The 11,105-nt window shown below is 43.5% G+C and carries 9 protein-coding genes and 1 rRNA gene; 3 read left to right on the forward strand and 7 right to left on the reverse strand.

Annotation, left to right across the window (positions count from 1 at the left end):
- Positions 1–4: 4 nt before the first annotated feature.
- Both frdC and frdD read left to right on the forward strand, forming a co-directional pair.
- A complete protein-coding gene (frdC, locus tag BM100_RS13990; RefSeq protein ID WP_092511969.1) occupies positions 5–400 on the forward strand; it encodes a fumarate reductase subunit FrdC in 396 nt (131 codons plus the stop codon).
- A 17-nt stretch (positions 401–417) separates the two neighbouring features.
- On the forward strand, positions 418–771 hold the full coding sequence (gene frdD / locus BM100_RS13995; RefSeq protein WP_092511971.1) for a fumarate reductase subunit FrdD: 354 nt from the start codon (positions 418–420) through the stop codon (positions 769–771).
- 78 nt (positions 772–849) lie between these two features.
- Here frdD and BM100_RS14000 read toward each other — a convergent pair whose 3' ends face one another.
- The 6 genes from BM100_RS14000 to BM100_RS14025 form a co-directional block, all read right to left on the reverse strand.
- Positions 850–2,910: a TonB-dependent receptor domain-containing protein gene (locus BM100_RS14000; protein WP_092511973.1), complete on the reverse strand. Its 2,061-nt coding sequence runs from the start codon at positions 2,908–2,910 to the stop codon at positions 850–852.
- Positions 2,911–3,166: 256 nt separating this feature from the next.
- Positions 3,167–3,826: a N5-glutamine methyltransferase family protein gene (locus BM100_RS14005; RefSeq protein WP_092511975.1), complete on the reverse strand. Its 660-nt coding sequence runs from the start codon at positions 3,824–3,826 to the stop codon at positions 3,167–3,169.
- A gap of 466 nt (positions 3,827–4,292) precedes the next feature.
- Entirely contained in the window at positions 4,293–6,146 is a 1,854-nt protein-coding gene (locus tag BM100_RS14010; protein WP_244590719.1) for an acetyl/propionyl/methylcrotonyl-CoA carboxylase subunit alpha, read from the reverse strand.
- 11 nt (positions 6,147–6,157) lie between these two features.
- Positions 6,158–7,756, reverse strand: a complete 1,599-nt coding sequence (locus BM100_RS14015) for a 5-oxoprolinase subunit B/C family protein (protein WP_092511977.1) — start codon at positions 7,754–7,756, stop codon at positions 6,158–6,160.
- Positions 7,757–7,783: 27 nt separating this feature from the next.
- Positions 7,784–8,563, reverse strand: coding sequence for a LamB/YcsF family protein (locus BM100_RS14020; protein WP_092511979.1), 780 nt, complete (start codon positions 8,561–8,563; stop codon positions 7,784–7,786).
- 10 nt (positions 8,564–8,573) lie between these two features.
- On the reverse strand, positions 8,574–9,824 hold the full coding sequence (locus BM100_RS14025) for an NRAMP family divalent metal transporter (protein ID WP_175494960.1): 1,251 nt from the start codon (positions 9,822–9,824) through the stop codon (positions 8,574–8,576).
- Positions 9,825–10,199: 375 nt separating this feature from the next.
- Here BM100_RS14025 and BM100_RS14030 point away from each other — a divergent pair, with 375 nt between their 5' ends.
- The gene (locus BM100_RS14030; RefSeq protein ID WP_169924787.1) at positions 10,200–10,856 is read left to right on the forward strand and encodes a GntR family transcriptional regulator; all 657 of its coding nucleotides are present in this window, start codon (positions 10,200–10,202) and stop codon (positions 10,854–10,856) included.
- A gap of 157 nt (positions 10,857–11,013) precedes the next feature.
- On the opposite strand, the gene rrf is transcribed toward BM100_RS14030, so the two are convergent.
- A 5S ribosomal RNA gene (gene rrf / locus BM100_RS14035) occupies positions 11,014–11,105 on the reverse strand; the annotation flags it as partial.

Here is an 11,105-nt window from a genome sequence, read left to right on the forward strand (position 1 = left end):
AGCAATGACCACAAAACGTAAACCCTATGTACGCGGTATGGAAACCAATTGGTGGCGTAAACTGGGTTTTTATCGCTTTTATATGCTGCGTGAAGGGACATCCGTTCCGACTGTGTGGTTCAGCCTGTTGGTACTTTACGGTCTGTTTGCCCTGAAAAATGGCCCAGAAAGCTGGACTGGGTTTGTCTCTTTCCTGCAAAACCCAATTGTGCTGCTGATAAACATTATTACCCTGCTGGCGGCCTTGCTGCATACAAAAACCTGGTTTGAATTGGCACCCAAGGCGCTCAATATCATTGTCAAAAATGAAAAAATGGCACCCGGGCCAATTATCAAACTATTGTGGGCTGTCGCAATTATCGCTACTGCCGTGATTCTCGGTGTTGCACTATTTCTATAACCCCCAAGGAGGATTTGATGAATCAAGTACCTAAACGTTCCGACGAGCCGATTTTCTGGGGGCTGTTTGGTGCAGGTGGCATGTGGAGCGCCATTGTCGGCCCTGCCATTATTTTGCTGCTGGGAATTTTGCTGCCACTCGGTCTGGCGCCAGAAGCGCTTTCTTATGAGCGGATCCTGACATTCTGCCAAAGTTTTATCGGCCGCATCTTTTTGTTGTTGATGATAAGCCTGCCGTTATGGTGTGGTTTGCACCGTATCCATCACGGAATGCACGATCTACAAGTTCATATTCCTGCCAGTAAATGGGTATTTTATGGTGCAGCGGCTATTTTCAGTGTCGTCGCTGTTATCGGGGTATTTACATTGTAATTGTTGTATGCCCGTTGTTTTTCAAGTTGCAGCTTTATTGGCTGCAACTTGAAATTCATTATGGCTTTAGCCAGTCCCTTAGAACTTATAAGAAATAGTTGCCTTATAAGCGCGTCCTTTCTCTTCTTGACCTTTATAAGTATTCAGGAAGTATGACTGCTCGTTGTAACGTTTATCAAAGATATTATCGATACCAAGCTGGATTTCAGTATTTTTCAACGAACCAGATTTAGGAGCCCAGGAAATATATGCATCACTAACGCCATAACCCGGTTTATGTATAGTTACAATCTTACCGTCATCAGTCCCTTTTGCATCGGTGTCACGGATAAATCGGGAGTTCCAGCCAAGTTCAATATCAGTTTTATCAAATAAGTAGCTTCCACCAATTGTGAAGGAATCGCCTATCGTCGGAGTAAACTCTCGTCTTTTGTCAAACAACGCATTTCCGTTAAGGATCTTATTATTAGCTTTGGCATAAGTCGCTCTTAAGGACAGGTTATCCAACTGATATTTAGTCGATAATTCAAACCCTTCCAATCTAGATTTAGGAATATTATGCAGTTCACTCTTGGCTAATGTGGTCGCCAGATTTTTGAAATTGGTCTGGAATACTTTACCAATGACAGTAAGTGAGTCATCTTCAGCGAAAACATCAGAATATATTCCTGCCGCACCCGTCTCTAGGTTGTAACCCGTTGTAGCTTTTAAGTTGACATTGTGGTTACTTGGCCCCATACCAATCTCTTTACCCAATGGGCCTCTGAACAGTTCGGTATAATTGGCAAATAATGTTGTCGATGCACCAAGTTCGTATTTCAAACCGAGAGCTTTTGAAAAATGGGAATACGTTCTCTCAAAAGGCTCACTGTTTTTATTAATCGTCGTGTATTGGTAGTGATCCCATCGAACACCCGGAATAATGTGAAAATCAGCTAACTGAATATCATCTTCCAAATAAACAGACGATGATTTCCCTGCTTCCGTAGCTTTTTTGTGTATATTTTTTGCTTTCTCAGTGTATGCCATTCGGGTATCAAAATACTCATACCCGTAAGTTAACGCATGGGAGAGTTTCTGAGTATCAAACCTAGAAACATTGCGCGCCCTGATGCCCTGAGTTTCAACAATACTGTCAAATCCCTTGCCTGGGCCATTGACTTCCTTCATATGAGTGAAGTTTTGTTCTGTATGATAAGCAGAAATTTTTAAATCAATTAAGTCATTGTCGACAGGGACATATCGATAAGTAATATTATATGCATCACGCACTGAAGCGTATTTCGCTTTTCTGCCTTTATTCACATCAGGGCCGAAATTCAATCTGAAATTCGTATCTGCATCATTTTTATAATGCTCTTTTGATACATTGATATATTGATCATCAGCCAGATTAAACTTCGCTTTTAATAAGTAGTTAACCAATTTCCCATCGGTAGGAATTGATTCTCTTCCGAGATTATCTCTGCCCGTTTTAGCATCACCCATATTGCGATGGTTAAAGTAACCCAATAAATCGACTGCGCCCAATCTGCCATAAGTCGCTAAAGATTGCTGGAATTCAGAGCCATTGCTGACGTAGCTTAATTTGCCTTTTGCGCCAAATAATTGAGCCGGCTCTAATAAATCACTGGCATCAACAGTCTCAAATTTTAATGCTCCACCAAGTGCACCCGTATCATATGTAATACTGTTTGTACCAACATTAATATCAACTTGTTTGAGCATTTCAGGATCTATGCTGTAGTTTCCTGCATGATGGAAGTGATAACCCTCTTGTCTTGCACCATCAACGGTAACGTTGATGAATTGATCATCCATGCCCCGGATTTTGAAACGCTGCCCCAAAGCGCTAGGATGGCCGGCTTGTACGCCCGGTACATTCTTTAAAATTTCACCGACACTTTGTGCCTGTCTTACTTTGATTTCGTTACGGCCAATTTTCCCGCTATCTTGTTCTGCATTGTTGCTGGCAATAACAACGATGGTGTCGCCAGTGGTATTCGATTTTTGGATTTTGTTTTCTGTGGTTGCGAATGCGTTGCTGGAAATCAGAGCAGTCAACATAGATGCTGACATCAAAGGGGCACACAAGCCACTTTTAGCCAGTGCTGCGTAAGTTTTAGTGATTTTTGTCATTTTTTTTCGAGATAGATATTATTGAGACGCATTATTATTTACATTTAGATTGTAAATGCAATTAACTTTCACTCTAAACAACAAAAAAGTTTTTCGAGCCAATCTAATTAACTTGAACTGACCAGAGCTGAGTTACCTATATCCCAGAGATTTACGCCCTCTCTATCATGTACATCTTGAAATCTCTTGGGTATAAAAAAAGCACACATCTTATCGCGAGTTGACCGACTGCTCTCCTTTCTGTTGTTTATCGCGCTTATTTGCTGATTTCATGAAAACTCCACCATATCCCAAATTTTTCCTCTCTTTTTTCTTTGTGTATAACGGAATACTTTTGAAGTGTTTTGTAGAATGCCTCTACAGGGCCAAATTCTGCGAATGTCATAAACATTAACCCGTCATCTGTCAGATAGTTACGATACAGACTAAACAAGGTTTCTCCATAACTTGATATGGTATGGCCTGAAAGGCTTTCTTCTGACCAAGCTTCCGGCGAAATTGGCCCATTGGCAAATATGTAATTATATTTCCCTTCGACAGACTCAAAGAGATTACTATTCATAAAATGAATATCAGTAATTTGATTCAGATAAGCATTATGTTTAGCATAGTGTAATATTTGGTCATCGATATCTGTTGCTATTATCAACGATGCGCCATTAAGTGCCGCATAAATGGCAAGAACACCACTGCCAGTTCCTATATCAAGCACTTTTTTCCCTGCAAAATTATGGTGACTGATATTTTTTATAAGCAATGGAGTTGAATGAGTTTGTAATGGCGCCGGAAGGAATGCTTGAGGAATAACTGATAACTTAATGCCTGCCAGTGTTATTTTTACAGGGGTTTTACTATTCTTTCTTAATTTTTCTTTCGCTAACCACCATGCCATATAATTTTTTATGTGATCATTCATGGCAAACCCTTTTTGTTAGGATTCTTTTTAATCTTTAAGAATAGATACAAGCGAGAATTTTTTATTTCACACTCCCTCATGTAAAGAATGGCATTTACTACCAGTTCCAGCTATTACAGATTTTGTTACGGATGGCTTTTTTGAAAAGCATTTAATGTCTATTCTCCGGCGGATTCTGTGTTGATAAGAATCAAACCGAAATCTGTTGGTCTATATTTTTGAGAGTTATCTTAATACGCCTAATCCATTATTAAAAAACATTGTGTTACCAACCAATGAAATTGAAAAATCGTCAAATATGGATAAAAGAGACTGAATAAAAACAGGCAACCAGTATGGAATTATTTCACAATTTTCAGTTTTATCTGTTCATTAATAATTATGATGAGCCTGCACCAAGCAGGCCCATTTATTGATCAAAAAGCAAATTAGCCAGAGCAAAAAAACCAACTAATTATTTAGAAAATTATTGCTGCTCAATATTAGCCAGTGTGCTTTCTGCTTCCAGATAATCTCCTGCTTGTGCACAAAATGTGATTTTTCCCGAGCAATGGGCACTGATTTGTATTTCCATTTTCATCGCTTCCATCACCGCAATAACATCACCTTTGTTGACTGATTTGCCTTCATCGATTAGCCATGAATGCAGTATGCCGGAGATTGGCGCTTTTACCTGACGAGGATCGGTTAGTTCACGTTCCTTTGTTACTGGTTGCGTATGGGAAAGTGAATGCTCACCTGAAGGTGCAACCTGTGCTAACCCTGCCAATAAATCCGACGGCAATCCCAGTTCATGCCTGCGACCATCGATCTCAATAAACGTGCGGGTGATACCTTTATCTGCCGCAGCAGATTGGCGGGGCAGGCTTTGCAGTTCATTGGCGAAATCTGTTTCTATCCAACGCGTATGGACATGAAATGCATCACCGGAAATAAAATCAGCGTGTTCCATCACCGCTTGATGGAATGGCAACACCGATGCCACTCCCTGAATTTTGAATTCCTGCAGTGCCCGGCGAGCGCGGGAAATAGCTTGTTCACGCGTTGCCCCAGTAACGATTAACTTCGCCATCAATGAGTCAAATGTCGCCGGAATAGTAGAACCCGTTATCACACCTGAATCCAGCCGAATACCGGGGCCTGAAGGCGGGATAAATTCATTGATAGTGCCAGATGTCGGCAGAAAGCCTTTACCGGCATCTTCCGCGTTAATGCGGAATTCAAAGGAATGTCCCCTAGGCTTCGGTGTTTCCTGAATACTCAGCGGGTAGCCTTCTGCGATTCGTAATTGTTCGATCACCAAATCAATGCCAGTAGTCTCTTCCGTAACTGGATGTTCAACTTGCAAGCGAGTATTTACTTCCAAAAAAGAGAGCGTACCATCGGCACTTAGCAAGAATTCTACCGTACCTGCTCCCACATAATTAGCTTCTGCACAAATGGCTTTTGCAGACTGATAAATGCGTTTTGTTTGTTCCTGTGTTAAAAATGGAGCCGGAGCTTCTTCCACCAGTTTCTGATTGCGGCGCTGCAAAGAACAATCGCGGGTTCCGAGCACAACGACGTGGCCCTGTTTATCTGCAATCACTTGTGCTTCTATGTGACGGGGCTTATCCAGAAATTGCTCAATGAAGCATTCTCCTCGCCCAAATGCAGCTGTCGCCTCACGCACTGCCGAATGATAAAGTTCGATAACTTCATCCTGCCGCCAAGCCACTTTCAAACCGCGGCCACCCCCGCCAAATGCGGCTTTAATGGCAATCGGCAAACCATGATTTTCCGCAAAATCGACAACTTCCTGCACATCGTTGACGGGTTCTGCCGTACCAACCACCAAAGGTGCTCCCACTTTCTGGGCGAGCTTGCGCGCTTTCACCTTGTCGCCAAGTTCATCAATCGTTTCCGGATTCGGCCCAATCCAAATTATCCCCGCCTCAATGACAGCTCGGGCAAATTCGGCCCTTTCGGACAGAAAACCATAGCCGGGATGTATCATCGTTGCCCCTGATTGCTTCGCTATCGCCAATATGCGAGGAATATTGAGGTAAGTTTCAGTGGGGCTATTTCCCCCCAATCCATAAGCTTCATCAGCCAATTGCACATGTTGGGAGTGAATATCAGCATCAGCATAAACAGCTATTGTCTGTATGCCATAATCACGGCAAGCACGAATAATACGGACAGCGATTTCACCCCGGTTCGCAATCAATACTTTCTTTATGTTATTTGAGGAAGCTCGCTTAAGCTCATTTTCTGCTGTATCGTCTGAAATGTTCACAGTAGTGCCCGTAGAAATGGTGCTCATAGGAGTCGTACTCATAGAAATAGCGCTCATAGGAAATCTTTGCTCCCTTGAATTTCGTGGAATTGGCTGATGGGGTTAAAGCGGATTTTGGCGTTTACAGGGATCTGGCCTGCCAGATCAAGATGATAATCGGCCACTGAAGCGATGACCGGATATCCTCCCGTTAGTGGGTGGTCAGCCAAGAAAAGTACAGGTTGCCCACTGGCAGGAATTTGAATTGCCCCCGCACAAGTGCCTTCACTGGGCAACTCCTGAGTTTTAATGCGAGATAGTGAACACTCACCATTTAATCGAAGGCCAATTCGGTTGGATTGAGGTGTCACTTGCCAAATCTGCTTACTCAATAATTCGATGGCTTCCTGCGTAAACCAATCTGTACGTGGCCCGAGTATCACGTCTAATTCCACAATGGCATCTTTATTCGGCATAGCAAATGCTGCTGTTTCAGAACAGGATATCGCAGCACTGCGCAATGGATGGCGAATCAGCAGCTTGTCATGTACCTTCAACGGAGCTGGCCCAATATTGGATAACGTATCGAATGAATGGCTCGATAAAACGGGAGGAATAGCAAAACCGCCACGCACAGACAAATAAGAACGCATGCCAGCAGCAGGAAAACCCAGTGATATTTCGTCGCCATCGTTTAAATCAATGGGTTGGTAAGTATTTACATTAATGATTTCACCCAATGGCGTTTTTATCTCTATCGGGCAGGGAGCACCCGTTATTGCAACTAGCATCTGCCCGTGCGCTTGCGCTTTGAAGCCACCCTGCACGATCTCCAGACAAGCCTGATCGGTTGGATTACCAACAATGCGGTTTGCACTGCGCAAAGCGCCTTTATCCATCGCTCCTGATCCTGAAACCCCTGCTCCTGATTGCCCCGTACGCCCCAAATCTTGAAATAAAGTTTGCAATCCAACAGACAAGATTTCTAAATGGCTCCCTTCTTCAGGCAAAGGTGCTCTATTGCCATGCGTATTTTTCGGTAAACTCACCGTTGCAGGAAGATGGCCTGCATCCCGGAATTTAACGCGATAGCCTGGTTGCAACAAAGCCGGAGATGGGCGGGAAAGATCCCACATTCGCTCGGTTGTTATACCGATAAGTTGCCAGCCACCGGGGCTTGCCTGTGGATAAACGCTGCTAAATTCCCCGGCAAGTGCAACCGCTCCAGCCGGAATTCGTGTTCTAGGCGTTTTCCTGCGAGGAATATTCCACTGGGAAGTTTCCGACACCATGTAAGCAAAACCGGGAGCAAATCCGGTGAAAGCCACGGTATATTCATTTTCAGTGTGGCTGCGGATCACTTCCTGAACAGAGATCCCTAATATTTCAGCAACAGCCGCGAGATCGTCACCGTTGTAATGCACGGGGATCTCTATCTGTTTTCCCGCAACATAACGACGTTCCTGCAAATCACGATTACCAATTTCCGCAGCCAATTGTTGGGCTGATATTTTTGTCGGCCGAAAACGGATCATCAGCGTTCTTGCGGCTGGAATAACTTCTTCAATCCCCAAGACAGGCGCCATATTCAGTGAATCCAGCAATGCCAGTGTTTCTGCCAATCCATTTAGTTCAACCATGATGGTATTGAAGTTTACGGGTAAAAAACGCAAAGCTATCTCCCTAAGTCAGCAACAGAATCAGTGGGATTCTTTTTCATGAATAAATGAGCGGATAGTGATCCCAGCCTGCTGCAAAACAGATTTAATCTGCCTTGCCATGTCTACCGCACCCGGGCTGTCACCATGAACACAAATAGAATCCGCCTGAATCGGCGTGAATTTACCATCGATGGATTCAACACCTCCCTCTGTCACAAGCTGCAACATGCGTTTAGCAACCAGATCAGCATCGTGTAATACGGCTCCCGCTTCACGGCGGGAAACCAGCTCTCCCTGTGAGGTATAGGCACGATCTGCAAATGCTTCCGCGATGGTTTTCAAGCCCCGTTCCTCAGCCCACTTGAGGATATTTGATCCCGCCAAGCCGACCAGCGCAAGCGTAGGATCAATAGCCAGAATGCCTTCAATAACGGCAACTGCCTGATATTCATCATTGGCAATGGTGTTATACAGCGCACCATGAGGTTTGACATATTTGAGAGTGGTGCCAGCCGCGGTAGCCAATCCTTGCAAGGCACCAATCTGGTAAATGACATCTGCGGTAAGCTCATGGCTGGCTATATCCATTTTGCGACGCCCAAAGCCGACTAAATCAGGGTAAGAAACATGGGCGCCTATCACTACATTGTTTTCTTTTGCTGATTTTAGTGTCTGCAAGATCCCTACGGGATCCCCGGCATGGAAACCACAAGCGACATTCGCACTACTGACAATCTCCAATATCGCATCATCGTTTCCCATGCGCCATTGCCCAAAACTTTCACCCAAGTCACTATTTAAATCGATTGTTTTTATCATGATGATTTCCTTAAGCTGATTTCAAAAACTCAAAGATTGAATCGATAGACATCGCGCCCATGTACCACGTCAACACACATGTAATCGCACCTGACCAAAGCAGCCAGCGGGGATAAACGTATCCTTCCATCAAATCAGCACGTTTCCAGCCAACATAAACAAAGATAGTCAAACCAAGCGGAAGAATAAGTCCGTTGAAACCACCGGCAAAAACCAATAAGGCAGCCGGAGGGGTTCCCATTAGCAGATAAACAATCAATGAGATGGCAATAAAAGATAATGTTGCAATATTGCGTCGACGTTCAGTCAAGTGCTTGCGGAATACACTAACAAAAGAAATCGAGGTATAGGCAGCACCAATAATGCTGCTAATGGCTGCTGCCCAAACGATCAGGCCAAAAACACGTAATCCGAATTCGCCCGCTGCAACCTGAAACGCTTGTGAGGCAGGGTTAGCTGTTTTGCCAGCAATATCAAGTGTCACACCGCTGGCAACAACACCCAATATGGCCAGAAATAATAGGTATCGCATCAAGCCAACAACCAGAATACCTTTGGTTGCCGCACTGGAAACGGCTTTGAGGTTTTCAGCACCTACCGCCCCCTTATCCAGCAAGCGGTGAGCACCAGCGTAACAAATGTAACCACCAACCGTTCCGCCAACAATGGTTGTGATGGTCGCAAAATTGATTTCATCCGGCAGTACTGTCTGTCGCAACGCCTCTCCCACAGGCGGATTAGAGACTATTGCCACAAACAGCGTCATCACTATCATGATAAGTCCCAATATCACAATAATTCGATCAATGGCGACACCTGCTTTACGGGAGGTAAAAATGTAAATCGCTATCAACGCGCTCAACAACCCTCCCCATTTTGGATCCAAGCCCATCAGGGCATTAAGCCCCAATCCAGCTCCCGCGATATTTCCGATGTTAAATACCAATCCGCCAAAAATAACTAATGCTGCCAACACATAACCACTTCCCGGAATAGCGGCATTCGCAATATCAGCAGATTGCATTTTGGTTAATATGACAATTCGCCAAATATTCTGTTGCACCACAAAATCAATCAAAATAGAGGCTAAAATGCCAAAGGCAAAAGCAGCGCCCATCGTTGCAGTAAACGTAGCCGTTTGGGTTATAAACCCTGGCCCAATTGCTGACGTTGCCATAAGAAAAACAGCGGCAATCAAAGATGAACGCCGATTCGATGCAAAATTTATCGTTTCTTGTTTTACTGTTTCCTGCATAGCCATAAGCTACCTTCCCCTGTCATCAATATCTTATTTATTCTTTTCTAAGCAATATCCATACCATTGTGGAACCAAAATAAATTATTGTTTAATTAAAGTTACTTTATTGTTGAACAATAAATAAAACCTGACGAGAAAATAGGCAAATGAAATTGTGTTATTGATCTCTAAAGCTCGATAGAGATCACTTTATTCATTTGTGATGCTAAGGCGGTGACCCAAATGCACATTTTTGGTGCAGAAAGGTATTCCATGTTGCCCCATATTGGTTCAAGGACGGCTACTTGCTGGTTATCAGGGAATATGTGAAGATTCACTTTTATGTGAACTTTGAAAGTATTTACTATTGGCATTGGACATTAAATCTAACGGATGATTATGACAAAAGACCATTCTCCCCAGATTTTGAGTAAAAAGATCGCCGAAACTATAAGAAATAAGTTAGTTGCTGGGGAGTTATTGCCAGGACAACGACTATCGGAAGCCACTTTGAGTGAACAACTTGAAATTTCACGCAATACATTACGCGAAGTGTTCCGACTTCTTACACAGGAAGGCCTACTCAAACATGAACCTAATCGCGGTGTGTTTGTTGCCACTCCCGATATTGCTTCAATTATTGATATTTATAGAGTTCGGCAGCTAATTGAATGTCAGGCTCTGGCTCAGTCTTACTCAATGCATCCCAGTGTTGCCAAGATGAAACAAGCGGTTGCTAGCGCGCAGCAATGTCGTGATAAACAAGATTGGGTTAGTGCCGGCACAGAAAATATGCGTTTTCATGCCGCAATTGTAGAGTTAACAGATAGCGAAAGGTTAATCGCGTTTTACCGTAATATTTCCGCAGAACTCCGTCTGGCTTTTGGTGTTTTGAATGATCCCGAGCTTTTATATGCGCCCTATATTGATAAAAATGCCCATATTCTAGAGTTGCTTAATTCCGGGCAAAATAAATTGGCCGCAAACAAAATGAAAGAGTATTTGGAATTATCAGAAAGAACTGTATTGGCAGCTTATACGCGAAAAGGCAGTTAATTGTTACAAAAAACGGCGATAAATATTCATTTACCCGAATACAGAGCATTATTTTTGCCCTATTTCAGGTCTGTGTTAAAGAATTTTAGCTATATTTTAAGAATTCCAAACGCAAAAAAGCCATCCGGTTAAGGATGGCTTCTCTGTCTAAATTAATGTCTGGCAGTGTCCTACTCTCACATGGGGAGACCCCACACTACCATCGGCGCTACGGCGTTTCACTGCTGAGTTCGGCATGGGGTCAGGTGG

This window comes from Xenorhabdus mauleonii (assembly GCF_900113945.1).
Lineage (GTDB): Bacteria > Pseudomonadota > Gammaproteobacteria > Enterobacterales > Enterobacteriaceae > Xenorhabdus > Xenorhabdus mauleonii.

Excerpts from the sequence above, each read along its gene's own strand:
- frdC (WP_092511969.1), top strand. The coding sequence starts at position 5 with ATGACCACAAAACGTAAACCCTATGTACGCGGTATGGAAACCAATTGG.
- frdD (WP_092511971.1), top strand. The coding sequence starts at position 418 with ATGAATCAAGTACCTAAACGTTCCGACGAGCCGATTTTCTGGGGGCTG.
- BM100_RS14000 (WP_092511973.1), bottom strand. The coding sequence starts at position 2,910 with ATGACAAAAATCACTAAAACTTACGCAGCACTGGCTAAAAGTGGCTTG.
- BM100_RS14005 (WP_092511975.1), bottom strand. The coding sequence starts at position 3,826 with ATGAATGATCACATAAAAAATTATATGGCATGGTGGTTAGCGAAAGAA.
- BM100_RS14010 (WP_244590719.1), bottom strand. The coding sequence starts at position 6,146 with ATGAGTACGACTCCTATGAGCACCATTTCTACGGGCACTACTGTGAAC.
- BM100_RS14020 (WP_092511979.1), bottom strand. The coding sequence starts at position 8,563 with ATGATAAAAACAATCGATTTAAATAGTGACTTGGGTGAAAGTTTTGGG.
- BM100_RS14025 (WP_175494960.1), bottom strand. The coding sequence starts at position 9,824 with ATGGCTATGCAGGAAACAGTAAAACAAGAAACGATAAATTTTGCATCG.
- BM100_RS14030 (WP_169924787.1), top strand. The coding sequence starts at position 10,200 with ATGACAAAAGACCATTCTCCCCAGATTTTGAGTAAAAAGATCGCCGAA.